The organism is Streptomyces sp. NPDC020965, from assembly GCF_044333555.1.
Classification (GTDB): Bacteria; Actinomycetota; Actinomycetes; order Streptomycetales; family Streptomycetaceae; genus Streptomyces.
The window spans coordinates 495,243-520,615 of record NZ_JBIRRE010000002.1 but is presented as its reverse complement, the minus strand read 5'-3'; the positions used below and the strand labels follow the sequence as shown (position 1 = coordinate 520,615).

At 71.4% G+C, this 25,373-nt stretch carries 24 protein-coding genes and 2 pseudogenes; 11 read left to right on the top strand and 15 right to left on the bottom strand.

Going from position 1 to position 25,373, the window contains the following annotated elements; translation table 11 throughout:
- Positions 1-3: 3 nt before the first annotated feature.
- The 9 genes from ACH4S7_RS09235 to ACH4S7_RS09195 form a co-directional block, all read right to left on the bottom strand.
- Positions 4-1,221 (bottom strand): GNAT family N-acetyltransferase, encoded by a 1,218-nt coding sequence (locus ACH4S7_RS09235; protein WP_398520722.1) that lies wholly within the window; start codon positions 1,219-1,221, stop codon positions 4-6.
- Positions 1,222-1,400: 179 nt separating this feature from the next.
- A complete protein-coding gene (locus ACH4S7_RS09230; RefSeq protein WP_398520465.1) occupies positions 1,401-2,075 on the bottom strand; it encodes a lipopolysaccharide biosynthesis protein in 675 nt (224 codons plus the stop codon).
- The gene (locus ACH4S7_RS09225) at positions 2,072-3,406 is read right to left on the bottom strand and encodes a glycosyltransferase (protein ID WP_398520721.1); all 1,335 of its coding nucleotides are present in this window, start codon (positions 3,404-3,406) and stop codon (positions 2,072-2,074) included. Before ACH4S7_RS09225 ends, ACH4S7_RS09230 begins: the two co-directional genes overlap by 4 nt.
- Positions 3,407-3,411: 5 nt before the next feature.
- Entirely contained in the window at positions 3,412-4,161 is a 750-nt protein-coding gene (locus ACH4S7_RS09220) for a polysaccharide deacetylase family protein (RefSeq protein ID WP_398520464.1), read from the bottom strand.
- Positions 4,151-6,004: a murein biosynthesis integral membrane protein MurJ gene (gene murJ, locus ACH4S7_RS09215; RefSeq protein ID WP_398520463.1), complete on the bottom strand. Its 1,854-nt coding sequence runs from the start codon at positions 6,002-6,004 to the stop codon at positions 4,151-4,153. Before murJ ends, ACH4S7_RS09220 begins: the two co-directional genes overlap by 11 nt.
- Positions 6,001-7,470, bottom strand: a complete 1,470-nt coding sequence (locus ACH4S7_RS09210) for an O-antigen ligase family protein (RefSeq protein WP_398520462.1) — start codon at positions 7,468-7,470, stop codon at positions 6,001-6,003. Before ACH4S7_RS09210 ends, murJ begins: the two co-directional genes overlap by 4 nt.
- Positions 7,467-8,951, bottom strand: coding sequence for an exopolysaccharide biosynthesis polyprenyl glycosylphosphotransferase (locus tag ACH4S7_RS09205; protein WP_398520461.1), 1,485 nt, complete (start codon positions 8,949-8,951; stop codon positions 7,467-7,469). The genes ACH4S7_RS09210 and ACH4S7_RS09205 overlap by 4 nt, the downstream gene beginning before the upstream one ends.
- Positions 8,948-10,165, bottom strand: a complete 1,218-nt coding sequence (locus ACH4S7_RS09200; RefSeq protein WP_398520460.1) for a glycosyltransferase family 4 protein — start codon at positions 10,163-10,165, stop codon at positions 8,948-8,950. The genes ACH4S7_RS09205 and ACH4S7_RS09200 overlap by 4 nt, the downstream gene beginning before the upstream one ends.
- Before the next feature lie 75 nt (positions 10,166-10,240).
- A complete protein-coding gene (locus ACH4S7_RS09195) occupies positions 10,241-11,332 on the bottom strand; it encodes a DUF3344 domain-containing protein (RefSeq protein ID WP_398520459.1) in 1,092 nt (363 codons plus the stop codon).
- 383 nt (positions 11,333-11,715) lie between these two features.
- Between ACH4S7_RS09195 and ACH4S7_RS09190 the strand changes: the two genes are divergently transcribed.
- Positions 11,716-12,012 (top strand): hypothetical protein, encoded by a 297-nt coding sequence (locus ACH4S7_RS09190; RefSeq protein WP_398520458.1) that lies wholly within the window; start codon positions 11,716-11,718, stop codon positions 12,010-12,012.
- Positions 12,013-12,234: 222 nt separating this feature from the next.
- Here the strand turns inward: ACH4S7_RS09190 and ACH4S7_RS09185 are convergent, their stop codons facing one another.
- The gene (locus tag ACH4S7_RS09185; protein WP_398520720.1) at positions 12,235-12,474 is read right to left on the bottom strand and encodes a chaplin; all 240 of its coding nucleotides are present in this window, start codon (positions 12,472-12,474) and stop codon (positions 12,235-12,237) included.
- 233 nt (positions 12,475-12,707) lie between these two features.
- On the opposite strand from ACH4S7_RS09185, the gene ACH4S7_RS09180 reads away from it, so the two are divergent.
- The 5 genes from ACH4S7_RS09180 (at position 12,708) to ACH4S7_RS09160 (ending at position 16,741) form a co-directional block, all read left to right on the top strand.
- Entirely contained in the window at positions 12,708-13,118 is a 411-nt protein-coding gene (locus ACH4S7_RS09180) for a rodlin (RefSeq protein WP_398520457.1), read from the top strand.
- Between the two features lie 494 nt (positions 13,119-13,612).
- Positions 13,613-14,023 carry a rodlin gene (locus ACH4S7_RS09175; RefSeq protein WP_398520456.1) on the top strand — a complete coding sequence of 137 codons (411 nt, stop codon included), beginning with the start codon at positions 13,613-13,615 and terminating at the stop codon, positions 14,021-14,023.
- Positions 14,024-14,329: 306 nt separating this feature from the next.
- Entirely contained in the window at positions 14,330-14,563 is a 234-nt protein-coding gene (locus tag ACH4S7_RS09170) for a chaplin (RefSeq protein ID WP_398520455.1), read from the top strand.
- A gap of 441 nt (positions 14,564-15,004) precedes the next feature.
- The gene (locus ACH4S7_RS09165) at positions 15,005-16,216 is read left to right on the top strand and encodes a pyridoxal phosphate-dependent aminotransferase (protein WP_398520454.1); all 1,212 of its coding nucleotides are present in this window, start codon (positions 15,005-15,007) and stop codon (positions 16,214-16,216) included.
- A gap of 138 nt (positions 16,217-16,354) precedes the next feature.
- Positions 16,355-16,741, top strand: coding sequence for a hypothetical protein (locus tag ACH4S7_RS09160; RefSeq protein WP_398520453.1), 387 nt, complete (start codon positions 16,355-16,357; stop codon positions 16,739-16,741).
- Positions 16,742-16,972: 231 nt separating this feature from the next.
- Here ACH4S7_RS09160 and ACH4S7_RS09155 read toward each other — a convergent pair whose 3' ends face one another.
- A complete protein-coding gene (locus tag ACH4S7_RS09155; RefSeq protein WP_398520452.1) occupies positions 16,973-18,796 on the bottom strand; it encodes a phosphoenolpyruvate carboxykinase (GTP) in 1,824 nt (607 codons plus the stop codon).
- A gap of 342 nt (positions 18,797-19,138) precedes the next feature.
- Between ACH4S7_RS09155 and ACH4S7_RS09150 the strand changes: the two genes are divergently transcribed.
- On the top strand, positions 19,139-19,810 hold the full coding sequence (locus tag ACH4S7_RS09150; RefSeq protein ID WP_398520451.1) for a hemolysin III family protein: 672 nt from the start codon (positions 19,139-19,141) through the stop codon (positions 19,808-19,810).
- Between the two features lie 125 nt (positions 19,811-19,935).
- Positions 19,936-20,598: a TetR/AcrR family transcriptional regulator gene (locus ACH4S7_RS09145; RefSeq protein ID WP_398520450.1), complete on the top strand. Its 663-nt coding sequence runs from the start codon at positions 19,936-19,938 to the stop codon at positions 20,596-20,598.
- A 19-nt stretch (positions 20,599-20,617) separates the two neighbouring features.
- On the opposite strand, the gene ACH4S7_RS09140 is transcribed toward ACH4S7_RS09145, so the two are convergent.
- Positions 20,618-20,827 (bottom strand): DUF4287 domain-containing protein, encoded by a 210-nt coding sequence (locus tag ACH4S7_RS09140; protein ID WP_398520449.1) that lies wholly within the window; start codon positions 20,825-20,827, stop codon positions 20,618-20,620.
- 197 nt (positions 20,828-21,024) lie between these two features.
- Entirely contained in the window at positions 21,025-23,043 is a 2,019-nt protein-coding gene (locus ACH4S7_RS09135) for a thioredoxin domain-containing protein (protein WP_398520448.1), read from the bottom strand.
- A 76-nt stretch (positions 23,044-23,119) separates the two neighbouring features.
- Between ACH4S7_RS09135 and ACH4S7_RS09130 the strand changes: the two are divergent.
- Positions 23,120-23,242 (top strand): annotated as a pseudogene (locus ACH4S7_RS09130) (Uma2 family endonuclease); the annotation flags it as partial.
- Positions 23,243-23,432: 190 nt separating this feature from the next.
- A complete protein-coding gene (locus ACH4S7_RS09125) occupies positions 23,433-24,374 on the top strand; it encodes a nucleoside 2-deoxyribosyltransferase (protein ID WP_398520447.1) in 942 nt (313 codons plus the stop codon).
- Between the two features lie 43 nt (positions 24,375-24,417).
- On the opposite strand, the pseudogene ACH4S7_RS09120 reads toward ACH4S7_RS09125, so the two are convergent.
- Together ACH4S7_RS09120 and ACH4S7_RS09115 are read right to left on the bottom strand one after the other, a co-directional pair.
- Positions 24,418-24,639, bottom strand: a pseudogene (locus tag ACH4S7_RS09120) (GNAT family N-acetyltransferase); the annotation flags it as partial.
- 15 nt (positions 24,640-24,654) lie between these two features.
- Complete coding sequence (locus ACH4S7_RS09115; RefSeq protein ID WP_398520446.1) at positions 24,655-24,786, bottom strand: hypothetical protein; 132 nt, start codon at positions 24,784-24,786, stop codon at positions 24,655-24,657.
- 170 nt (positions 24,787-24,956) lie between these two features.
- On the opposite strand from ACH4S7_RS09115, the gene ACH4S7_RS09110 reads away from it, so the two are divergent.
- Positions 24,957-25,334 carry a nuclear transport factor 2 family protein gene (locus ACH4S7_RS09110; protein WP_397728557.1) on the top strand — a complete coding sequence of 126 codons (378 nt, stop codon included), beginning with the start codon at positions 24,957-24,959 and terminating at the stop codon, positions 25,332-25,334.
- The last annotated feature ends 39 nt before the right edge of the window (positions 25,335-25,373 follow it).

The following is a 25,373-nucleotide window of genomic DNA, read 5'->3' as shown; positions in this document are numbered from 1 at the left end:
GACCTAGCGCGAGCGGGCCGCCGCGCGCCAGTCCTTCAGCCGGGCCCGCCACTCCCGTACCGCCGGGAACCGCTCCGTCACGGCCCCGGCGACCCGTTCGCGCCAACTCGCCCGCGCGGCGTGCAGCCGCAGTAGCGGGGCGAGCCCCGGCGGGGCCAGCAGCAGCCGCTGATTGATGACCGGCTCGGGCCGCCACTGGTTCTTGTACGGCTCCGAACCGCGCAGCAGGCTCACCACCCGACGGCCCGTCCGCGCGGCGAGTTCGGTGTCATGGCGCAGCAGCATGGTGGCGACGTCGATCTTCCGCTCCCGCAGCCCCGGATGGGCCCCGTAGAGATAGCCCCCGGTCAGTCGCCCCGAGAACAGGGCGACACCGACGGCCACCACCTCGCCGTCCATCCGGTACTCGGTGAGCGCGGCATCACCGTCGCGGATCATCCGGCGGGTCGCCCGCATCAGATGCTCGGCGAACCGGGGCCGCAGGTGCTCGGCGGTGACCCCGCGCCCCCGCCACTGGAGTTCGTGGAGTCGCAGCAGTTGGCCGATGGCCGTCGGCACCTCGTGTTCGGTGACCGGGCGGCCCTCGATCCGCGCCGCGTCGATCTTGCGCAGTTTGGCCCGGACGCGCTGCGCGCGGCTCGCCGGCAGCCGCTTGACCAGCTCGTCCATCGTCGTCGCCGGCAGTTCCAGACAGACGGAGTCGGGCAGCCGCCGCTTCGGCCCGGGCCAGCACTCGTACAGCCGCTCGGCCGCCGCACCGGGCCGCACCTCGCGCAGATCGAGCACGGCGGGGCCGGCGGCACGGGCCAGACCGCGCGCCAGGGCGGTGATCGCACGGGCGGAGTCCCCGCCGCCTCCTCCGTTCCTTCCGTCGCCGGTGTCGCTCGCGGCTCCGGTGTCGGCGGTGTCGGCGGTGTCATCCACCAGGATGTCCCCGTAGTCGGAGATGGAGCCGCCGAGCCAGACGAGCTGGGGCAGTGGTCGGTGGACCAGCATCAGCGGAGCGGCGGCGACCAGCCGGCCGCCCCGGCGCACGAGCACGATCCGCAGCCGCCCGTTTCCGCCGTACGAGAGCCACCAGGAGTCCAGCCACGAGTGGTGCTGGAAGGGGGTGGCGGTGGAGCAGCGGCGCTGGAGGTCGTCCCACTCCTCCCGCAGCCGGGTAAACGCGCGCGGGTCACGGCAGAGACCGACGGTCAGGGCGCCGGCCCGGCCGCCGATCGCCTCGCGGTTCACGGGCGTCACGGGGGCCCCGCCGATCGCCTCGCGGTTCACAGGCGTCACGGGGGCCCCGCCGATCGCCACGCGGTTCACAGGCGTCACAGAGGGCCCGGCGACCCCCACGCTCCCACCCGCACGGGCCTCGCCCGCCACCCCCGGGCCGACTCGTGGACGCCCCATCAGACGCGTCCCCGCTTCGCTGACTCCGGGGCACCCGCCGGGGCGGGCACCGCCGCTCCGGTGGCCCGCTGCCCGCGCCTGGGCCGGGCGAGCAGGACGAGCCCGCCGAGGAGACCGCCCGTGCTGGCACCGACCGCCGCGCTGATCCGGGTGGACGGCGAGGCCGGCCGCTTCGGCGGAATGGCGGGCGAGAAGCTCAGCAGCCGTACGCCGGTGTTCTTGGCGACCTGATTGCCGCTCACGAAGACGGCGTCGGCGACGGCGTTGGCGATATCGGCGGCCCGGCCGGGGCGGCGCGCGGTGCCGGTGATCGCGATCATCGGGGAGTCGGGCGAGGTCTCGGCCCGCACCCGGTCGCGCAGCACCCGCGAGGAGACGCCCGCCGCGGACCGGGCGTACGCGAGGGTCGCGTCGCTGGTCGCGATGCGACCGTACGCCTGCGCGAGGCCGAGGGCCGCGCCGGGCTGGGTCTCGGACTCCTTGGCGGGCACGGCGACGACATAGCTGGTGGCGGCGTACTCGGCGGGCGCGAGGACGCCGTACGCGCTCCCGCAGAGGAAGCCGATGAGCACTCCTACGGGCAGCGGCCACCAGCGGGGCGGTGAGGTGATCCTGGCGATGAACCCACGGATCCGTCCACGGGTGGCGGGCTCCTGCTCGGACGTGTCGGTCATGAGTGCGCTCTCTCGGTCTGGTCGGTGTCGTCGGCGGCGGTACGCGGTTTCGGTGGGTCGGGAGGAGGCGGGGAGTCGACGTTCGGTGCGTCGGAAGCCAGGGGGGTAGACGTCAGGGAGTCGGCGTTCGGTGCGTCGACGGCCAGGGCATCGGCGGGGCGGGGGATCCGTGGGACAGGGCGGCCGGGTCCGGCCGAGGCCGCGACGGCGTGCGCGTAGACGTCCATGAGCCGGGCGCCACTGCGCGCGATGTCGTAGTGCCGGACCACCGGCGGCGGTTCGAGCCGCTCCGCCCCCGCCGCCATCCGCTGGCGCAGCAGGGCGGTCAACTCCTGAGCCGTACCGCCGAACCGGTGGGCGCCGGGGGCCTCCCCGGCAGGCAGGTCGTCCACGGCGGGGCAGGTCAGATGCAGTACGGGCAGCCCGGCCGCGAGGGCTTCGACGACGGCGAGCCCGAACGCCTCCTCGCGGGATGCGGAGACGAACACATCGGCGGCGGAGAGCAGCGCGGGCACGGTGACGGCTCCCTTGTCCGGCCATGGGCCGCCCCCGTCCGGGCCCGGCTCCCCGCCGCACTCCCCCAGCAGTTGGATCCGGTCCGCCGCGCCGAGCCGGTGGGCGAGCGCGCGCAGCGCGTCCCGTTCCGGTCCGCCGCCCGCGATGAGGAGCCGCGCGCCCGGGAGCGCCGCGACCGCCCGTACCACGGCGTCGAAGCGTTTCCCCGGCACCAGCCGGCCGACCCCGCAGACGACGAAGTCATCGGGCCGGAGGCCGAGCCGCTCCCGGACCGCCCGGCGCGCGCCCGCGTCGAAGCCGAAGCCGGCCGTGTCGACACCGTTGGGCACGATATGGATGCGCCGCGCCGGTACGCCCCACTCCCGCAGCCGCGCCGCCACCGTGTCGGAGACCGCGACCGTCGCCGAGCCCAACCGCTCCGTGCCCAGATAGAGCGCCCGGGTCCCCCGGGTCAACGGCCGGCCCTCGATCTCCCGCCGCCCCAGGGAGTGCTCGGTCGCAACGATGGCGCGGACGCCCGCGAGCCGGGCCGCGATCCGCCCGTACACACAGGCCCGGTACAGATGGGTGTGGACGACGTCGTACCGGCCGCGCCGGATCAGCCGGGTCAGCCGGGGCAGCGCGGTGAGATCGCGGTTCCCCCTCATGCCGAGGTGCAGCACCTCGACCCCGTCCGCCCGCAGCCCGGCCGCCACGACGCCCGGATTGGTCAGCGTCACCACGTCGCAGGAGACCGGCAGCCGCCGCAGCAACAGTCTCAGCTGCTGCTCCGCGCCGCCGACGCCGAGCCCGGTGATCACCTGGAGGACGCGCAACGCGATCACCGCCCCAGCCGGTGCCGCAGCCGCTTCACCTGGAGCCGTACGGCCCCGTCAGCCTGGCTGAGATGGGTACGGGGCAGGGCGTACGGTCCCGGCAGCGCGGCGGGCGGCCGGATCGCGCAGCCGTACGCGTACCCGGCCTCCCGCACCGCGCCGGCCACCCGTGCGTCGACCGTCCCGTACGGATAGCAGAAGCCGTCCGGCGCGCGCCCGGTCAGCTCCCGCAGCCACGCGCGGCTGCGCAGGGTCTCCTGGCGCAGCGTCTCGTCGTCCACGGCGGTCAGATCGACGTGGTAGAGCCCGTGCGAGCCGATCTCGGTGCCCGCCGCGGCGGCCTTCCGGATGCCGTCCTCGGTCAGCAGGGGGCGGCGGGGGCCCTCGGGGTCCCAGATGTTGTCGCCGCCGAGCCGCCCCGGCAGCACGAACAGCGTCGCCGTGCAGCCGTGGTGGCGCAGGACCGGCAGCGCGGCCCCGGTGAAGTCGGCGTAGCCGTCATCGAAGGTCAGCCCGACGAGGCCGTGGGCCCGTCCCGCCGCGCGGGCGCGCAGCAGGGTGGAGACGGCGACGCCGGTGCGGCCGGTGCGGCGCAGCCAGCCCAGTTGGCGGTCGAGCCGGTCGGGGGCGACGGCGATGCCGTACGGGTCACCGGTCGGATCGGCCACCGAGTGGTACATCCAGATCCAGGGCAGGTCGACGGCAGGGATGTCGGGTGCGGCGGTGCGGTTCACCGTCGCCGTGTCAGCGGACATGGCGGATCCTCTGTCGGGTGAGGGACAGCAGATGGAGGACTTCTGGTGCCCGGACGGCGAGCCCGGTGGTGATGAAGACGGCGGGGACGAGCAGACAGCCGACGGCGAGGCTGAGCATCGGGTCGGCGATCAGGGGGGCGGTGACCCGGCCCGCCGCGGCGGCGGCCATGGCGGCGACGGCGAGCCGTCCGATGGCGCGGCTGATGGCGGGCACCTCGATGGGGACCACCCGCGGGCCGAGACCGCCGAGCAGGAGTACCGCGGTGGCGCTGATGCCGATCGCGTTGGCCCCGGCGATCCCGTACACGCCCCAGGGCCGGACGGCGACGGCGCCCACGACGATGGTGACGACCAGCCCGACCGCCATCGCGGCGGCCGGGTACCAGGTGGGCCGCCCGGCCGAGAAGAACGGCCGGCCGAGCGCGCCGACCAGGGTGTGGCCGAGGAGTCCGACGGCGTAGACGCGCATGACCGTGGCGGTGGTCTCGGTGTCCTGGGCGTCGAAGGCCCCGCGTTCGAAGAGGACCTCGATGAGCTGCGGCGCGTGTCCGACGATGAGCGCGGTGCCGACGAGGACGACCATGCCCGCGAGGGCGAGATCGTTCTCGACCCGGCGGCGGGCGCGTTCCCGGTCGCCGTCGGCCATCGCCTTGGCGACCACGGGGAAGGTGACGGTGCAGAACATCAGCGAGAGCACCATCGGCATCTGCGCGACCTTCTGGGCGTAGTTGAGGTGCGAGATCGCGCCCCCGGGGAGCGCGGAGGCGAGGAACCGCTCGACGAGGACCTGTGACTGGCGGCTGACCGCGAAGAGCACGATGGGCGCGAGGACGGCGAAGCCGAGCAGATCGGTGCGGTTCCGCTGCCGGGGCAGCCGCCGCACGGTGGGTCGGGCCCGCAGCACTTGGCGTACGAAGGTGGGCAGTTGGGAGAGGACCATCAGCAGCCCGCCGACGGCGACCCCGGCCGCCGCCGCGCGCACGCCCCAGAGGGAGTGCAGGACGAGGGTGGTGGCGATGATGCCGACGTTGGACGCCACGTACACCCCGGCCGGTGACAGGAAGTGGCCGTGAGCGCGGAGCGCGGCGCTGAAGTATCCGGCGATGCCGTAGGTGAGGACGGCGAGCGCGGTGAGACGGGTGCAGTCGACGGCGAGTCCGGGGTCGGCGAAGCCGGGAGCGATGAGCCCGACGAACCACGGTGCGAAGACGATGAGCAGCCCGGTCGCACAGGCGAGGACGGTGAAGAGCCGGGGGAAGGTGGCGGCGACCAGTTCGCGCACGGCCTCCCCGGCGGTGGCGCGGCGGGCGACGGCATGGCTGAAGGCGGGGACGAGAAGGAGTGCCATGGCGTCCTCGATGAGGAGGGTGGCCGCCATCTCGGGCACGGTCCAGGCGATCAGGAAGGCGTCGCTGTCGGTGCTCGCGCCGTAGAGGCGGGCGATGGTCTGGTCGCGTACGAGGCCGAGGAGGGCGCCGGCGACGGTCAGGCAGGCGGTGACGGCGGCGGCCCGCGCGAGGACGTTCCCGAGTCGGGCCGCGCCGGTGGGGGCCGACGCGGGGAGCCCGGCGCTCGCGTCGGTGTCGGCGTCACCGGTGCTCGCGTCGGCGTACGCGTCGACCTCGGACCGCTCCGTGCTCGCGCCGGTCCCGGGCCCCTTCCCGGGCCCCTTCCCGGTTCCGGTTCCGGTCCTGCGGAGGTCGGCGCCCGACCCGTACGGTTCCACACCGGTGCCCGTCCCCGCCCCGTGCGGAGCCGTCCCGGCCTCCATCCCGTACGGCTCCGCACCGGCGCCGCCCGGCTTCTCCGGCGCCCCGCCGTCGCCCGTCGCCGTCCCGCTCACGCCGTGCTCGTCCCGTCGCGGTCGGGCGTCCCGTCGCGGTCGGGCGTCTCGTCGGGGCCGCGCACCTCGTCGGGCGCCAGGGCCCACCAGGCCGCGAGCCCGAGGACCACCCCCGTCAGTACTGTCGACGGGCCCCCGATGTCGGCGTAGAGGAAGTCGACGGTCTGCCAGGTCAGCAGCGCGACCGCGACCAGCCCGCAGTCCCGTGCGGCGGGCCGCCCCGACCGGCGCCTCCGCCCGCTCCGCACCAACCGCCGCACCCCGCCGACCAGGAGCGCCGCCCAGCTCCCCACGAACGCGACGGCCCCGATCAGCCCCTGCTCGCCGAGGATCAGCAGATACATGTTGTGCGGCGACAGCAGTGCCTGTCGGTGGAAGGTCTGGCCAGCGCCCGCCGTGTCGCTGCCCGACGAGAGGCCGACCGAGGAGTGCGCGTCCCGGTGCGCGGGGAAGCCCTTGAGGCCGACTCCGGTGACGGGCTCCGCGCGCCACATGCTCGCCGCCGCCGCCCACATGGCGTACCGGTCGCTGACCGAGCGGTCGGGGGCGGCCGACACCCGGGTGATGCTGTCGAGCCGCTGCGAGATCATCTCCGAGCCGATGCCGAAGCCGCCGACGAGGACGACCGAGACCGCAGTCCCCACCGCCAGCGCCCGTACCGCGACGCGGAGTCCGGCGAGCGGCAGCAGTACGGCGGCGGCCACCCCGGTAGCGATCCACGCGCCCCGGCTGAAGGAGAGCGCCAGCGGGACGAGCAGCGCCGCGCCGAGGGCCAGCGCGGCCGGGCGGAGCCAGCGGGGCGCCCCCGGCGGCGGGCGGAGTGCGAGGGCCACGGCGGCGAGCAGACCGTAGGAGACGACGGTGGCCATGCCCATGACGTCGGTGGGGCCGAAGGTGCCGACGGCCCTGACGTCCTCGCCCATGTAGGAGGCGCCGGTTCCGGTGGCGTACTGGTGGACGCCGACCGCACCCTGCGCCAGCGCGAGTACGGCGAGCGCGCCGACGACGGTCCGGAAGTCCCGGGCGTCCCGGACGAGCAGCACGACGGCGGTCGGCACCAGCACGAAGACCTGGAGATAGCGCACGAATCCGGGCAGCGCGGCGACCGGGTCGGCGGCGGTCACCGCGGCGACGGCGATCCCCACCGCCGGGAGGGCGAGGACGACCACCGCGCGCGGGGACAGTGGCGTCGCCCGGGTCCACAGGACGCGCGCCAGGCAGAGGACCACCAGCGCGCCCGACGCGAGGTCCGCCGGGGTCGGCCCGCCGCCGCCCGCCGCACCACCGGCCGGGAGCGGCGCGGCGAGCAGCAGTACGGTGCCGATGAGGGGCAGCAACGGCCATTGCCGGGCGCACAGCTGAACCCACTGGCGGGCCCGTTCCCGCCCGGCCGGGAGCGGCTCACGGGGGTCCGGCTCACACGGGACCGGTTCCTGGGCGGCGGCGTACGACAGCGTCACGTTCAACTGCCTCCCAGCCGGAAGAGCGAGGCCGCGGTGCGCGCCAGGATGCAGACGTCCCGCCAGGGCGACCAGGTCTCGATGTAGTGGTTGTCGAACCGGGCGCGCTCCTCGATCGAGGTGTCGCCGCGCAGTCCGTGGATCTGGGCGAGGCCGGTGATGCCGACGGGCATCCGGTGGCGCGCCTGGTAACCGGGGTGCACCCGGCTGAACCGGTCGACGAAGTAGGGCCGTTCGGGCCGGGGCCCGACGAGGCTCATATCGCCGCGCAGCACGTTCCACAGTTGGGGCAGTTCATCGAGGGAGGTCCGGCGCAGCAGACTGCCGGTGGCGGAGATCCGCCGGTCGAAGGCGACGTTCCAGCGGGTGGCGGACTCGTGCTCGTTGGCCGGCGCGAGGGTGCGGAACTTCAGCAGGGTGAACGGTCTGCCGTCCAGGCCGACGCGCTCCTGCCGGAAGATGACGCCGGGCCCGTCCGCGATCCGTACGGCCAGGGCGCAGACGGCCAGCACCGGCGCGGCGGCGGCGAGCGCGAGCGCGGACACGAGGGTGTCGATGGCGCGCTTCACGGCGCGGGCGACGGGTCGGTGCGGTCCGCCGCGCAGCGGTTGGACGGAGAACCCCCACAGATGGTCGTGGCCGACCGTCCGCCGCCAGCCGTTCCCGGTGGTCGCGCCGCCGTCCACCAGCCAGAGCCGGCAACCGTGTCGGGCGAGGAGGGAGAGGACGGCAGTCATCTCCGGGTCGGGACCGGGGGGCTGCGCGAAGACGGCGTGCCGAACGCTGTTCTGGATGACGGCGCGGCCGACGTCCTGCCGGGTGGCGAGCACGGGGAGGCCGGTGTCGGGCGCGGGCGCGGTGGTGTCGACCTGTCCGACCGGTCGCATCCCGTACTCCGGGCGGGCGTAGAGCGCGGCGGTGATCTGTTGGGCGACCGGGCCGCGCCCGACGACGAGCACCGAATCGGGACGCCGCACGGCCGACCGGCGCCGGGCCCGGTGGAGCAGGGCGCGGCCGCCGCAGCAGAGCGCGGTCTGGACGAGTACGGCGAGCGCGGGCTCCCGCCAGCCGACGGCGTGGCGCGGGTCGTGGGCGGTGAGGATCTCGGCAACGGCGAACCACTGCACCAGCGCGAGCCCGCAGAGGGCGGGCGCGTCGTACAGCGCGGACGGGGACAGGGTGGGCCGGTAGAGGCCGCGGCACGCGTACACGAGGGGCTGGGCCAGGGCGAGCAGCGCGAACGCGGCCACCGGCCAGGGGAGTGGCGGCAGCAGGGCCGTGGTGAGGACGAGGGCGAGCACATCGACGGCGACAAGACCGGCAAGCGGGCCGCGCCGTCCGGCGTGCCGGATGCGCGGCGGCGCCGCGGCGCGCCCGGTCCTGGTCCCGCGCGGCGGATGGAGGGCTGTCGTCGCCGGTACGGCCGGGGCGACCGTGGCGGCCGTGGCGCGGGTGGTGTGGGGCGCTGGAACACTCTCCGTCGTCATCGTGTGGGGCTCTTCCTCGTCAGGGGATGGGGCGAGCTCGTCGGGTGCTCGGGCGAGCCGAGAAGGTCCTGGTAGAGGCCGGAGACGGCGGCGGCGGTCCGTCGTACGTCACAGGTCGCCCGCATATGGGTCCGTGCCTCGCGGCCCAATTCGGCGCGGAGTTCGGCGTCGGTCAGCAGCGCGGTGAGCGCCGCTGCGAGGGCCCCGGGGTCCTCCGGGGGTACGAGGGCGTGGCTGTCGTGTCCCGGTGGCAGGCTCTCCCGGGCCCCGTTGACGTCGGTCACCACCACGGGCCGGCCGCAGGCCATGGCCTCCAGGGGGGCGAGGGCCATGCCCTCCCAGCGGGACGGGAGGACGACGAGGTCGGCGGCGCGCAGCCAGGGGCGGGCGTCGGGGACGGCGCCCACGAACCGGACGCCGGGGGGTGCCTGTCCGGTCAGCGCGGCGCGGTCGGGTCCGTCCCCGACGAGCAGCAGCCGGGCGTCCGGTACGGCGGCGACCACCCGGGGCCAGGCGGCGAGCAGGACGTCCTGTCCCTTCTGCCGGCAGAGCCGACCGACGCAGACCACGAGGGGCGCGCCCGGCGGGATGCCGTACGGGCGGCCCGGCTCGGCGCGGACGTCGGCAGCGGCGTCGTCGTCGGCAGGGGGCCGCTCATCGTCGGGGGTGTAGTGGCCGAGGTCGACGCCGTTGCGGATGACGGCCCAGCGGGCGGCGATCCCGGCGCGTTCGCCCGCCGTCCGCTCCGTCTCGCTGACGCAGAGGGTGCGAGTGCTCCAGCGGGTCCCGTACCGCTCCCAGGTCAGTGCCCAGCGGGCGGCCCGGCCGGTCACGGCCTCGAACGACCAGGCGTGCGGCTGGAAGACGGTGGGCAGCCGGCCGCGGACGGCGAGCCGGGCGACGAGTCCGGCCTTGGCGCTGTGGGCGTGGACGAGATGGGGGCCGGCGCGGCGGACGATCCGGGCGGCGGTGAGGACTTCGACGGGGAGCCGGGGGCCGGGGGCCCGTACGGCGTTCCAGGTGTGCACCTGTGCGCCGGCCGCCTCAGCGGCGGTGGCCAACTCCCCGCGCGGGCAGGCGACGACGGCCCGGATGCCCTCGGCGACCTGCGCGGTCACCAGATCGGTGACGACGCGCGCGACACCGCCCTCCACGGGCTGGACCAGATGGAGAATCGTCAGTCGGCTCGACTCGGTCCGGGCTGATTGCGGCACGTGCGGCTCTCTCGATACGTCGAGTGGGGAGGGGTGGTTCCGGTTCGGCTCGGGCGAGCGGCGCCGCGCTGGTGGTCAGCGGCGCGTATCGGCCTGTACGAAGAGAACGCCGAGGGCATGGCCGAGGTTTTCGGCGGTGAAGCGGAAGTTCAAACTGGTGCCTTCGGACATCAGTGCGGGCCCGATGTCGAACACGTCGGAGTCGTATCCCAGAGTGTTCGTATGAGCGGGTTCCCTGGTGATCCCACCGGTCGGTCCGGTGATCGTGGAATTCATGACATCGGCGGCCGGATTCACGGTGTCGGTGAGCTCGAACGTCTCCCCGGAATCCACGCGCACATTCGCGGAGTCGCCGACCTCTCCGCGGTCCCCGTCGTAGGCGACGAATCCGGCCCGACCACCGGCCTGTGCGGGAATGCGCAGCCCGGGAATCTCGATCTGCTGGCTCTTCTGATCAGCGTTCAGCGACTCGAATCCGTCCCAGAGGGAGATCTGCCGCAACGGTTCGGTGCTGTTCTCATAGGCGACGACCAGGGTCCAGCCGCCCCAGGAACCGACATCGGAATGTCCCATTGCCACGTTGATCTGGGCGACGGTGTAAAGACCGGAGCCGCTCTGCCGCACCAGCGGGGTGACGTCGGCCGACGCCTGGAACGCGTCGGCGCCGTCCGCGTCCCGGTGCGCGACGGTGGTGTCGGCGAGGACTTCCTTGTACCGGCCGCCCGGTTCGGCGATCAGGATCCGCCCGTTGTCCGCGGGCGGCTTCTGCTCCCCGACCCGCAGGTTCCCGCCCCAGTACAGCCGGGCGTACGTCACCCGGCCGTGCTGGGGGATCACCAGGCCGGCGCGGCTGGAGTTGTAGGTGTTGGGGTCGTCGTCCTCGTCGATGTAGAACATCTCGAAATCGCCGTTGACCCCCGCGCCACCCGCCTGGACCGAGGAACAGGTGGCCGCCTTGTCGGACTTCGGCGTACGACAGGTGATCGCGGAGTTCGCGGCCCGGACGACGCCGCCGTGCTGGACGGCCTGATAGCGCTGAGCGAAGGGAATGCGAGGCGATTCGTCCACCGCGGATTCGTCCGCGAGGGACGGGGAGGCGGCGGACGAGGCCAGCAGGAAAACGGTCCCCAGGATGGCTCGTGCGGTGCAGCTCAGCGGCCTCGACATGGCTGGCCCTCCCTGCTCGATCAGCATGACAAAAACAAGAGTGCACATTGTCAGAAAGCTAGTTGGAAATCACGCCAGACTCGCTCACGCCGCCGTCCGGCGGCTATTCCGCATACTCGAATTGCTCCTTCGAGTGAGCGACTCGCCCTTTTGTTCCGGCGATTCCGGCGCCATGGTGCGCCCACTCGGCCCCGCCGACCGACCGCGACCGCGAAATCTGTTCGACCGACGAGCCGACGAGCCCATCGGAGGTTCGCCACACGAACGGGTGAGCGCATCAGCGGTTGATACGAGAATCCCCGCGGGGGTTTCCTCGCACGAGGGAACCTCGTTACCCCTGCGGACGGCGGCGACGATCGTCGCCGGAGAAAGGGTGCGAAGACATGAAGTACACGAGGGTTGCCGCGATCGTCGCAGGTTCGGTGGCCGCGCTCGGGGCCGCGTCTCCCGCGATGGCGATGGACACCACGCAGGCCGCGCTCCCTACGAGCCTCAACGGCGGTCTCGCCCACGCCACCAGCCAGATGCCCCTCCTCAACGGCGGCAGCGGAAACGTGGTGAAGGACGTCGCCGACACCGCGACCGAACTCAACTCCGTCAAGGGCCAGGCCCCGCAGGACGCGCTCCGGGCGGCCGGCGCGCTCACGCCGATGCTCGGCGGGGTCATGCTGGGCGGCTGAGCCGACCGGAGGGGCGCCCCCGCCCGGGGGCCGATTCCGGCAGGGGGGGGTGCGGCAGTCGGTGGCCGCACCCCCTTTCCGTATGCCCGGCACCTTCGCTCCCGTCTGCCCAGCCGTACGGGAGGGAGCGGGACGGCACGCCAGACGGTGTGGGTACACGCAGAGGGTGGCGCCCCCGGGGATACCGGGAACGCCACCCTCTGGCGTGGCGGAGCGTGAACGTCAGCCGTTCACACCGGTGTTACCGAAGGCCGGGTTCAGCAGGCCGATCACGTTGATGGTGTTACCCACCACATTGACCGGGACATGGACCGGGACCTGGATGAGGTTGCCGGACAGCACGCCGGGCGAACCGACGGCGGCACCGTGCGCCTGGCTGTCAGCCAGAGCGGAACCGGCGGCCGCACCAACGGCGACACCGGCGGTGGCCAGCACCACGGCGACCCTCTTGGCAGTCTTCATGGAAGTCAGCACCTTCTGTTCGATGTTCTGCGCCTGCGTCGCGGCGCACACCCATCGAAACGGAGGATCGGGAGAGATGACACGGCCCAGCTCGCCGGTGCCCCCGTTCGGCCCAATAGCCCTATGAGTTCCCCGTGCGCGTCCATTGGAGTGAACCGGAAGAACCAAACAACCGGCCCGCAGTTGCTCAGGGGGCTCCAGTAGTGGGCATCCACGAAACCGAAGGACGGAACATGTTCAAGAAGGTTATGGCGACCACGGCGGTCACCCTCTCCGTGGTGGGCGCGGGCGCGGCCATGGCACCGCAGGCTATGGCCATCGGCGACCACCAGGGCACCACGTCGGTGAGCGGCAACGGCTCCACCCAGGCGTACGGCAACTCCGCCACCCACGGCGACCTGAGCCCGCAGCTCGGTCTGGTCCAGGGCTCGCTCAACAAGCCCTGCATCGGCCTGCCGCTCAAGGCCAACGCCGGCTCCCTCATCGGTCTCATCCCGATCGCCGTCCAGGACGTCTCGATCCTGTCCGCGCCGCAGAACCAGCAGTGCACCGAGAACTCGACGCAGGCCAAGGGCGACGAGCCGCTGTCGCACATCCTCAGCAACATCCCGATCCTGTCGGGCAACGGCGTCGCGAACCGCTGACGCCCCATCCGGCGGACAGCGGCACCGCGGTGACCGTACGACGACCCCGGCGCACGTTCGGTGCCGGGGTCGTTGTGCTGTCCGCTCCCCCGTACGCCTGGAATGGGCGCCGATACCCCGTCTCACGGATTGTCCATACGGATCCCCGGAATTCATTCCGCAGACGGGTGACGGCAGGACCGTTCGACCCCTTTTCGGTGCTTGAATGGCGGGGCGGATCTCGTCTGCTGTCTTTCCGGGAGCGAGCCTCCAGCCGGCGGCGCATTGCGTCGTGGGGCAGTCGTGCTTCCTGTTGGCATGGCGCGCCCGGATGCGTGGCGATCCGCAATCTATCGACGGGGGGTCCATATTGTATGACCCTCCGTCGATATTCCGTACGCGTCATCACTTCCGATGCCGTCCAGCATTCGAGTGAACGCACGGAACCAAACAGGTCGAGAGCAGTTGATCAGTCTGCTCCACGATCGATCGTTCATAGCGAAAAGGGACAACACGTGATCAAGAAGATTCTGGCTACCGCGGCGGTCACCGCTTCGATGGTGGGCGCCGGCGCCACGATGGCCCCCTCGGCCATGGCCATCGGCAATGACAACGGCACCACCTCCTTCAGCGGCAACGGCTCCTCGCAGTCGTACGGCAACTCCGCCACCCACGGCGACATGAGCCCGCAGCTGGCCCTCATCCAGGGTTCGCTCAACAAGCCCTGCATCGGCCTGCCGGCCAAGGCCAACATCGGCTCCCTCATCGGTCTCATCCCGATCGCCGTCCAGGACATCCCGATCCTCTCGGCGCCGCAGAACCAGCAGTGCACCGAGAACTCGACGCAGGCCAAGGGCGACGAGCCGCTGTCCCACATCCTCAGCAACATCCCGGTTCTGTCGGGCAACGGCGCCGGCAACAACTGAGCGTCACACTGAGGTCGTGGGTGTGTCCCCGGGCGTCGCACGCCCGGGGACACACTTATTTACCCAGCGCCTTCCGGAGAACACCGGCGACTGCCCGGCGCGCTATATCAAAATATCCGACAGCGGTTCGACGAATTGCCCTGCTGCATACGAGTGACTTTTCGAACTTACAGCCATATGAACGTTTCCTCGCGGGAATCCAGTCGTTACTAGATCTGCGGGGGTGCTCCCTCATGAGCAGGACTCTGTCGGCGCAGCGCGAAGGTCGCGACTGTGTAGCGCACCGCCGCTGAAAGGATCAAAAAGATGAAGTCCACGAAGGCCGCCGCCGTTATTGCTGGAATCCTCATGACGGTGGGCGCTGCCGCCCCCGCCATGGCCGACGCGGATGCCCACGGTGCCGCTGTCGGTTCACCCGGCGTACTGTCCGGCAACGTGATCCAGGTTCCCGTCCACGTTCCCATCAACGTCTGCGGAAACTCGATCAACATCATCGCGCTGCTGAACCCGGCTTTCGGCAATGCCTGTGTGAACGGCTGACATCCGGTCGGTATTCTGCCGTCCCGGGGCGCGCGCACCAGCGCACCCCGGGGCGTTTTGCGTGCGCGGACCACGCGTACGGATCACACGCACGAACCACGTCATCGGCCGCACTCAAAGGCGGCACATCGTGAGCGGCGCTTCATGAACGACACGGGGGCGCAACGGCTCCGGGCTCGCGCGCCGGGGGCGCCCCCGGACCCCCGGCTGGGTGGTCACCCCCGGGCCTGCTCAGTGACGAGGGCAACACCGGTCCGCCATTACCCCGTGACCACCGCGTGAACCGTAGGCGGTGAGGCCGTCCGGATGGCCCATTCCAAGGACGCGCCCCGCCCTCACCATCCCGAAACAATCCGGCCCGCATTTCCCGGCACCGCCGTGAAGACGGCGGCGGGAGAAAACGCTCGGCACTCGGCGGAAGGCGCCCGTAAGCTCACCGACATGCAGGTGATCCAGTCTACGAAGCTCGCAAATGTCTGTTACGAGATCCGGGGCCCGGTCCTTGAGGAGGCGATGCGGCTGGAGGCGGCAGGGCACCGCATCCTCAAGCTCAACACCGGCAATCCGGCGGCTTTCGGTTTCGAGTGCCCACCCGAGATTCTGGAGGACATCCTCCGCAATCTCGGCAGCGCGCACGGATACGGTGACGCGAAAGGACTACTCTCCGCACGGCGTGCGGTGATGCAGCACTATCAGACCAAGGGAATCGCGCTGGATGTCGAGGACGTCTATCTCGGCAACGGCGTGTCCGAGCTGATCCAGATGTCGATGCAGGCGCTGCTCGACGACGGGGACGAGGTGCTCGTACCCGCCCCGGACTATCCGCTGTGGACCGCGTCGGTCTCCCTCGCCGGGGGCACCGCCGTCCATTACCGGTGCGACGAACAGTCCGACTGGATGCCGGACCTCGCCGATCTGGAGCGGAAGATCACCGATCGCACCAAGGCGATGGTGATCATCAATCCGAACAACCCCACGGGGGCGGTGTACGACGACGAAACGCTCCGCGCGCTCACCGAGATCGCCCGCCGCCACAACCTGATCGTCTGCTCCGACGAAATCTACGACCGGATCCTCTACGACGGCGCCACCCACACCCCGACGGCCGCCATCGCCCCGGACCTGATGGTCCTCACCTTCAACGGGCTCTCCAAGAACTACCGGGTGGCCGGCTACCGCTCCGGCTGGCTGGCGGTCTGCGGGCCCAAGGCCCACGCGTCCTCCTACATCGAGGGTCTGACCATCCTCGCCAATATGCGGCTGTGCGCGAATATGCCGTCGCAGCACGCGGTGGCCACGGCGCTGGGCGGACGGCAGTCGATCGAGGACCTGGTGCTGCCCGGGGGGCGCATCCTGGAGCAGCGGGACGCGGCCTACGACCTGCTGACCCAGATCCCGGGTGTCACCTGTGTGAAGCCGAAGGGCGCGCTCTACCTCTTCCCGCGGCTCGATCCGAAGGTCTACAAGATCAAGGACGACCGGCAGATGGTGCTGGACCTGCTGCGGGCCGAGAAGATCATGGTCGTGCACGGTACGGGCTTCAACTGGCCGGAGCCCGACCACTTCCGGATCGTGACACTGCCGGCGGTCAAGGAGCTGGCGGACGCGGTGACCCGGATCGGCTCGTTCCTCGACGGATACGGCCAGCCCTGACGTACCGCCGCCGATCGGCCCGGCCACCACTCCCACCAGGGGCGGTCGGGCGATCATGCACCAAATCCCGACTTCACTCAACTTTAGACTCAATCCAATGTACGATGGCTTCTTGAGTGTGAACAGGAGGCCATCCCCATGTACGAGCCGATCCGCACCAAGTCCGTCCACACGATGGCCGACGGCGCCGGGTTCCCCCACCGCACCCGCGACGAAGAGCTGGACATCCAGCTCGCCGGCCATCTCTCCGCACTCCTGGCCGTCACCGACGAGCTGGGTCTCGAAGAGCCGGCCGAGCGCATCGCGGCCCAGATAGCCAGGCTGCGCGGCACCCCGCCGGTCCGGCACGCCGGCCTCAGCGGCGCCGGTACCGACGCCCTACACCGTCGCGCCCACTCCCTGGCGGGCCGGGCGCTCGTCGTCGCCGCCTCCCGCGCGGACACCACGGTCGCCGTGCTCGCGGCCGGTCGGATGGACGCCCACGCCGCCGCCCTGGACGAACTCCGTCTGGTCGGCGCCCACTGACGGCCCCGGTCCACGAGCCGGGGAGGTCCGTGGACCGGGTGCCCTGCGCACCCTCGGGTGGGGGCCCATCCCCCGCGCTCCCGCCCGAGGGCTCCGCACCAGACGCGTGCGGCCCCCGGAGCCGATAAGGGCTCCGGGGGCCGCACGCGTCACCGGGCCCTCGACTCAGGGCCGCCGCGACGCCTTGCCCGTACGCGGCCGGCCTTGGACGACCGGCCGCGGTGACCGGTCTCAGCCGAGGCGGGCGACCAGTGAGCGGTACTCGTCCCACAGTTCCTTCGGCGTGTGGTCACCGAAGGTGTTGAGGTGCTCGGGGATGAGCGCCGCCTCTTCGCGCCAGACCTCGGCGTCGACCTTCAGCAGGAAGTCGAGGTCATCGGCGGGCAGTTCCAGCCCCGCGGTGTCGAGGGACTCCGCGGTCGGCAGCACGCCGATCGGGGTCTCGACGCCCGCCGCCGTGCCCTCCAGCCGCTCCACGATCCACTTCAGCACCCGGCTGTTCTCGCCGAAGCCGGGCCAGACGAACTTGCCCGCGTCATTCTTGCGGAACCAGTTCACGTAGTAGATCTTCGGCAGTTTCGCCTGGTCGGCGTCGCGTCCGACCTTGATCCAGTGGGCCATGTAGTCGCCCATGTTGTAGCCACAGAAGGGCAGCATCGCGAACGGGTCGCGGCGCAGCTCGCCGACCTTGCCCTCGGCGGCCGCGGTCTTCTCGCTCGCCACGTTCGCGCCCAGGAAGACACCGTGCTGCCAGCTCAGCGACTCCGTCACCAGCGGCACGGCGGAGGCGCGGCGACCGCCGAAGAGGATCGCCGAGATCGGCACGCCCTGGGGGTCCTCCCACTCCGGCGCGACGGTCGGGCACTGCGCCGCGGGCACGGTGAAGCGGGCGTTGGGGTGGGCGGCCGGGGTGCCGGACTCGGGCGTCCAGTCGTTGCCCTTCCAGTCCGTGAGGTGGGCCGGGGTCTCCTCGGTCATGCCCTCCCACCAGATGTCGTTGTCGTTGGTGAGCGCGACATTGGTGAAGACGGCGTTGCCCCAGAGGGTCTTCATGGCGTTGGCGTTGGTGTGCTCGCCGGTGCCGGGGGCGACACCGAAGAAGCCGGCCTCGGGGTTGATCGCGTAGAGCTGACCGTCGTCGCCGAAGCGCATCCAGGCGATGTCGTCGCCGATGGTCTCCACGGTCCAGCCGGGGATGGTGGGCTCCAGCATGGCGAGGTTGGTCTTGCCGCAGGCGGAGGGGAACGCGGCGGCGATGTACTTCGACTCACCGGTGGGCGGGGTGAGCTTGAGGATCAGCATGTGCTCGGCGAGCCAGCCCTCGTCGCGCGCCATGACGGAGGCGATGCGCAGGGCGTAGCACTTCTTGCCGAGGAGGGCGTTGCCGCCGTAGCCGGAACCGTACGACCAGATCTCGCGGGTCTCGGGGAAGTGCGAGATGTACTTGGTGGAGTTGCAGGGCCAGGGGACGTCCTGTTCGCCCTCGGCGAGGGGTGCGCCAAGGGTGTGGACGGCCTTGACGAAGAACCCGTCGGAGCCCAGCTCGTCCAGGACGGGCCGGCCCATCCGGGTCATGGTGCGCATGGAGACCGCGACGTAGGCGGAGTCGGTGATCTCGACGCCGATCGCGGAGAGCGGGGAGCCCAGCGGGCCCATGCAGAAGGGGACGACGTACATCGTCCGGCCGCGCATGGAGCCGCGGAAGATGCCGTTCTCGTCGGTGAAGATCGCCTTCATCTCCGCCGGGGACTTCCAGTGGTTGGTCGGGCCCGCGTCCTCCTCCTTCTCGGAGCAGATGAAGGTGCGGTCCTCGACGCGGGCGACGTCGGTGGGGTCGGACGCGGCGTAGTACGAGTTCGGGCGCTTGACCGGGTCCAGCTTGGTGAAGGTTCCCTTGGCCACCAGTTCGTCGCAGAGGCGCTCGTACTCCGCCTCGGACCCGTCGCACCAGACGACCCGGTCCGGCTGGGTGATTGCCGCGATCTCGTCGACCCAGGAGATCAGCTCCCGGTGGTTGGTGGGGACGGTGCTGGGAGCCGCGATGTCGCGCGCCACGATCGCTCCTAAATGAGGGGTGTGTAGTTCTCTGCCCTGAGATGGCCCTTTATGGCCTGTGGTGCGCCCCGTGGGGGCTGCGACCCGGATGCTTCGTAGCCGCTCATCCGGTGCCGACCGCACTCATCTGATCATCCGTGGCCGGTGCGCATATGTCCAGGGGGCAGCTCACGTGAGCATCACCACTCGTTCGGCCCTCATCCGATGACCATCGGCGGGCGATCGCACCCCCCGGCACCTCCTCCCGGGAGTGGCCGGAACGAGTCGGTGCCTCACCCCGAAACACTCGTCCGGTTCCGTGCACTCACCCACTACCTACGGATGCGTAGGTACCATCCACCTATGACAGCAGCGCCCGAAGTGATCGAGATAGAGCCGCCTCCGGTGAAGCCGAAACTCCGCGGCTGGCTGCACGCCGGGATGTTCCCGGCCGTCGTGGTCGCGGGGCTGGTCCTCACGGCTCTCGCCGACTCCCCCCGGGCCAGGGCCGCCTGCGCGGTCTACGTCATGACGGCATGTCTGCTCTTCGGTGTCAGCGCGCTCTACCACCGGGGCAACTGGGGCCCGCGCGGCGAAGCCATCCTGCGCCGCCTCGACCACGCCAATATCTTCCTGATCATCGCGGGCACCTACACCCCGCTGGCCATGCTCCTTCTCCCCGATTCCACCGCCCGGCCGCTCATGTGGGCGATCTGGGCGGCAGCGGCGGCGGGCATAGCGTTCCGGGTGCTCTGGGTCGGCGCCCCGCGCTGGCTCTACACCCCGTGCTACATCGCCATGGGGTGGGCCGCGGTCTTCTTCCTGCCGGACTTCCTGCGCACCGGGGGCATCGCGGTGCTCGTCTGCGTGATCGTCGGTGGACTGCTCTACAGCGTGGGCGGTGTGGTGTACGGGATCAAGCGGCCGAACCCGTCACCCCGCTGGTTCGGCTTCCACGAGGTGTTCCACTCGCTGACGCTGGCGGCGTTCGTCGTCCACTACGTCGGCATCTCCCTGGTGGCCTACCAGAGCTGACCGCTGCCAGAGGAAGGGCCGTGGCGAGTTCGCCACGGCCCTTTCGGCCATCTTCAACCGCACCAACTGTCGAACCCCTGCACGAATATGGCTCCGTCACAGGTCGATACGGGACAATGATCCCCATGGCCCCCACCGCACCTACCCCCTCAGATGCCCCGACGGGCGGCTCCGGTTCCGTGCACCCTGCGCACCTCACGCGGCCACCGCTGGGGCTGCGCGAGCGGAAGAAGCTGAGGACGCGGATGGCGATCCGCCGGGCCACCTACCAGCTGATCGGCGAGCAGGGGTACGAGGCGACGACGGTCGAGCAGATCGCGGAGGCGGCCGAGGTCTCGCCGTCGACGGTCTTCCGCTACTTCCCGGCCAAAGAGGACATCGTCATCAGCGATGAGCTGGACCCGGCACTGGAGGCGGCCCTGCGGGCACGACCGGCCGACGAGGACCCGCTGGACTCGGTCCGCCAGGTCATCACCCAGGGCCTCACGGCCGCCCTCCGCGCCGACCGGGCCGCGGTCGTCCAGCGCACGAGGCTGATGGTGGAGGTCCCCGCGATCCGGGCGCGGATGACCGAGACCATGACGACGACCTCGCGCCTGCTGACCAACGCCCTCGCGGACCGCGCCGGGCGCCCCCGGCACGATCTGGAGGTCCAGGTGTTCACGGCGGCGGTGCTGGGGGCGCTGCGCGAGGTGACGCTGTACTGGGCCGGCCGGGACCACCAGGACGATCTGATCGAACTGGTGGACAGGGCGCTCCGGATGCTCCGCGACGGCATACGCCTCTGAGGCCCCTCCCCCGTCCGACTCAGCCCCGGCCCTCGGCGAGGGTGTGCGCAACCAGGGCGTTGGCGTGACCGTGCCCCAGCCCGTGCTCGGTCTTGAGCCAGGAGACCAGCTCCATGTGCTTGACCAGCGGCGAGGAACGGATGAGTTCCTTCCACTCCGCTATCGGGCGGCCGTGCTTCTTCTCGATGGAGGGGAAGTAGCTGGCGGGGCCCTTCACGGTGTCGGCCATCTCGGCGGTGTCCCTTCGTCGGTACGGAGTGAATCCCGGGGCGGGCGATCCGCGCCCGGCCGGTCCGTGTCAGGGATGAGGACGCCCGGACCGGCCCGGATTCATCGGTGGCACAGACGTGATCCGCGCCACACGCTCCCCTCGATCGCCGCTGCTCCCCGGCTTGATCCAGCCCCTTCCGGAGCCGACCCGGAGCGCTACTCGCCGGCCGGATCCAGCTCCGCCCGGAGCCGGTCCGGAGCGGTGACCGGCAGCCGGCAGACGAACCCCCGGCAGACATAGGCCGCCGCGCCGCCGTCCACCAACCCCCGGTCCCGCAGCAGCGGGAACTCGTCACCACCCGGCGCGCCGAACGCGACGACCGCACCCGGGGCCGGGGCGAGCAGGGCCGTACGGTGCAGGGCGCGGGCCCCCGCGTCCCCCTCGGCCCCCACTACGGCGACCTCCCGGGGCCCGTCGGCCAGCGCCTCGGCGACGGCGAGCCCCCACCCGATGAACCTCGGCGCCTTCGGCCCGAGCGCCTTCACCACACCGAGCGCGCCCTCGGCGGCGGTGCGATGCGCCTCCGAACCGGTGTGCGCCGCGTACGAGAGCAGTGCGCCGGCGGCGGCGGTCCAACCGGAGGGGGTCGCGTTGTCCGTGGGGTCCTGGGGGCGGCGGATCAGCCGTTCGGCGTCGTGGGCGGTGTCGTACAGCGTCCCGTTCTCACCGGTGAACCGGTCGATGACGAGATCGAGCAGGAACCCGGCGAACTCCAGCCAGACGCCCTCCCCGGTGACGCCCGCGAGCGCGAGGAAGCCCTCAGCGACATCCGCGTAGTCCTCCAGCACACCGGCGTTGGGCCCGACCGTGCCATCCCTGGAGGTACGGGCGAGCCGGGCCGAGTCGTCCAGGTGGAGCCGCACCAGCAGATCGGCGGCCTCGGTGGCGCGCTCGATCAGATCGGGCCGGTCGAAGTAGGCCCCGACCTCGGCGAGCGCGGCGACCGCGAGCCCGTTCCAGGCCGCGACGATTTTGTCGTCCCGCTCCGGCCGCACCCGTCCCTCCCGGGCCTCGAACAGCCGCCGCCGCAGCTCCCCGTCCGCCTCGTCGCCCGGCAGCCGCAGCACGGAGGACCCCTCCTCGAAGGTGCCGCTCTCCGTCACCCCGTACACCTCGGCGGCCCGCCGACCGTCCGCGTCCCCGAGGACCTCGCGGAGCTGCTCCGGCGTCCACACGTAGAACGCCCCCTCCGTGGTCCGTCCCGAGGCGTCCACACTGTCGGCGTCGAGGGCGGACGCGAACCCGCCCTCGGCGGTGCGCAGCTCCCGCACCATGAAGTCGGCGGTCTCCAGGGCGACCCGCCGGGCGAGACCGGATCCCGTGACCCGCCACAGATGCGCGTACACCCGGCACAGCAGCGCGTTGTCGTAAAGCATCTTCTCGAAGTGGGGAACCACCCACTCCCGGTCGACGGAGTACCGCGCGAACCCGCCGCCGAGCTGGTCGTAGAGACCGCCCCGGGCCATCGCCTCACAGGTGTCGGTCACCATCTGGAGCGCACCCTCGCTCCCGGTCCGCGCATGGTGCCGCAGCAGGAACTCCAGCACCATCGACGGCGGAAACTTCGGCGCGCCCCCGAACCCGCCGTGCCCCTCGTCGTACTCCCTGGCGAGCGCGAGCAGCGCCTGCGCCAGCTCCTCCCCACCGGGCGGCCCGTCCCCGGCGACCGCGAGCGACCGCGCCCCGAGATCCCGAGTGATCTTCCCGGCCACCTCGGCGACCTCCTCCCGCCGATCACTCCAGGCGGCGGCCACCCCTTCGAGCACCTGCCGGAAGGAGGCGATCCCGTGCCGCGGCTCCGGCGGGAAGTACGTCCCGAAGTAGAACGGCTCGGCATCGGCGGTCAGGAACACGGTCATGGGCCACCCCCCGTGCCCGGTCGCGGCCTGCACCGCCTCCATGTACACGGCATCGACATCCGGCCGCTCCTCGCGGTCGACCTTGACCGCGACGAAGTGTTCATTGAGATAGGCGGCGGTGTCGTCGTCCTCGAAGGACTCGTGTGCCATGACATGACACCAGTGACAGGAGGAGTACCCGACGCTGAGCAACACCGGCACCCCCCGCTCCCGCGCGGCCTCGAACGCCTCGGGGGACCAGGGCCACCAGTCGACGGGGTTGTCGGCGTGCTGGAGGAGGTACGGGGAGGTTTCATGTGCGAGGCGGTTCGACATGGGTCCATCCTCGCGTACGGGGGCGATGGGGCGCTTCCGCGGCACGGGCCGGGCGCTCCGGGGCGGGCTCGCCGAGATGGTGGCGCCCGCGTGGATGCACACCCAGATCAGCGCGGAGCAGTACGACTCCTGGTCCGAGGAACAGTGTGCCGGCATGGAGATCGTGGACGGGATGGTCGTCGGGAGCCCGAGCGCCTCCGTGTTCGTGGGCCTCGCCCTTCCGTCAGGGGCCGTGGCACACGAACATGGAGACACTCTGGCCGGGCCCTTCCTGGCCTGTCGTTCACCGGCGTCGACAACAGGCCGGCTCTGCCGGGTACATCGCGGCCCATCCCTTCCGATCCCCACACCCCGGCTTTCCTGACCCACCGATTTGGGGGCCTCTCCCAGTGTTCGTCTACGTAGCCCACCGGCTCTTCGCCTCGCACGACCGTGCTCTCGCCGCCGATCTCGCCGAACGAGTCGCCGCGCGAGTCGGTGCCGATCGCGTGTTCCTGCCGTTCTGCGACAGCGACGAGGAGAACCTGGTCGCCGAGGTCAAGGGGCGTCGACTGTTCGAGATGGACCGCGAACGTCTCGGCTACATGGATGCCATGGTCGCCGTCCTGCACGGCCCGAGCCTCGACGACGGGGTCTGCTTGGAGATCGGATACGCCGCCGCTGCCGGCATACCGGTCACCGTGCTCACCACCGACTTCCAGACCTACTCGCTGACCGAGGCCGGCCCTCATCTCGCATTCCCGGATCCCCTGCTCCAGGCCGTAGCCACGCGCATCGTGCGCGTCACCAACCTCGGACCACCGACTTCGCACCCTTCCCGCTTCACGGACTTCCAGGCGCGCAACGTGGCCCAGACGAACACGGCACTCGACGCGGCCGTCGACGCATTACTCGACCTCCCGGATCACGGTCCACGCCTGGTGGGGACGGCTCCGGATGTCGGCGCACCCGTCTATGTCGAGGCTTCGCCCTACACGGCATGGGGCCGGGACCACCTGGCCGAAGCCTGCGTCGAAGCCGGCCACACCGTGCGGGTGCCCCAGCGCTTCACGGCGTCGGATCCAGTGGCAGGGGCCCTGGCCGACCTGACCGCAGTGTGCTCGGCCGCCCGCCTGATCGCCGATGTCTCCGGCCCGGAGACACCGCCGGGAACCGCCCTGCTCGTCGGTGCGGCCATGGCCAGCGACGTACGGATCGCGGCCTTCCAGCCACGTACGACATTCACGCACGCCCATGGCCGCGAGCCCAACTGGCGCAACCTCATGATCCAGTACGCCGCCGAGGCTCACCTCGACAACGGCGACGCCGTGCTGTCCTGGCTGGCCGCATGAGCCTCGACGAGATCGCCGGCGGGAGTACCGGCGAGTGGGGCCGCTAGCAGGGGCGCTCAGGGGCGAGCGCTCCGGCCTGTCCCTTCCGGGAATCCGTGATCGCCTCGAAGACGAGAGCCAGAACCAACTGCACGGTCTCCCGGCCGTACCCCACACCCCAGGCGCTGGGGCGCAGCGCGAAACCCATCGTCGCCGCGCGCTGCTGATGCGGATCGAGGGCCAACCGTGCGAATCCGAGCAGCTCGCCGCCGTCGCACTCAACGACGGCGAGCGCGTATTCCTATCGGGGGTCCACGGTGGCCGAGGTCATGGACCGCTGGACGATGCCACCGACCTGTTCACGCGCGCGGGGAGTGAAACTCAGATGCTCGGTCGCCTCCGGGCTGCCGTGGACGGCGAGGACTCCGTCCACGTCATCGACGGTCAGTTCACGGATGCGGAGACGGGCATTGGCGCGCTTGACCGAATACGTGTCGGGACCCTACCCACAGCATCTAGTGCTGTGACCGGGATGGTTCACCGTGGTCGGGAGACGGCTCACGGGACGAGCGCGGTCCGCGAGGCGACTGGTATTACTGGTGCATGCAGGAAGAGACCGCGCGATCTGCGATCGACACGTTCATCTCCGCGTTCAACGCCTCGGACGACAGCTATGTGACTGCGCTGCTCTCCCAGGCCCTCACCTCGGACGTGGTCTTCTGGGGACCGTTGGGCCGCAGTGAGGGGATCGATGCGGTCGAGCGGTTCGTGCTGGACATCCGGCGCCACCCCGCGGGGACCGGCACGATGGTGCGCTGTTCCGCGGTGGACATGCCGGACGAGTGGGCCCGGTACCAGTGGGTCTTCACGACGCCGGATGGAGGCCCCCGCCTGGCGGGAACGGACGTCGTCCATCTGCGGCGGAGCCTCATCGACCAGGTCATCGTCTTCGCGGGGGAGATCGAGCCGTCCGCCTCCTGAGTCGTTCTCCTCTGGTCCTGCGGCGGTTGACGCCCCACA